A 510-nucleotide genomic window follows, 5' to 3' on the forward strand; every position below is an offset into this window, starting at 1 on the left:
CCGGCTCTCGCGTCCGTCACTAAGAGCCTTTGGGCTCATCTACCAACTTAAGCTTGTGCTTGAGTTGGTATCAGTCAATAGGCTGACTTGTTGTCTCTTACCAGCAGGTTGGCCTCCCTAAGTAAGCGGTAAAGCGTAAGACTTATTTAAGGAAACAACGATTTCTTTTAGCAGAGAAACTCAGAACAGTAGTAGTTCTGATCCCCAGAAGGCCTCAGGTGACTCACCCTCTCTCTGAGGCTCTTTCCTTTCTGTCATTATTCAAATCCGCCAAATCATTATTTGCACCAGTATCTATGCTAAAATCGCCCCATCAGCTATATGAATGACCTCTCATTTGTTTACTTGAAGGTAGCAACAGGCCTACCGAATTTTTAATATAGGTATGAAACATGAGCAAATTAAGTTCAGCTGAGCGTAAAGCACGTGATAACGAGCGTTTCTCACAGCGAGTCAATGAACGCCGCGAAAAAGGTGAAGACGTAGTCGCCTATGCACTGACCAACAAGA

General features: G+C 44.5%; 1 pseudogene. It reads left to right on the forward strand.

The annotated features are described in order from the left end of the window. Positions 1-392 precede the first annotated feature (392 nt). Positions 393-510 (forward strand): annotated as a pseudogene (locus AB4585_RS23465) (DNA polymerase III subunit epsilon); the annotation flags it as partial.

This window comes from Vibrio sp. 10N.222.49.C9, assembly GCF_041474985.1.
GTDB lineage: Bacteria > Pseudomonadota > Gammaproteobacteria > Enterobacterales > Vibrionaceae > Vibrio > Vibrio crassostreae_C.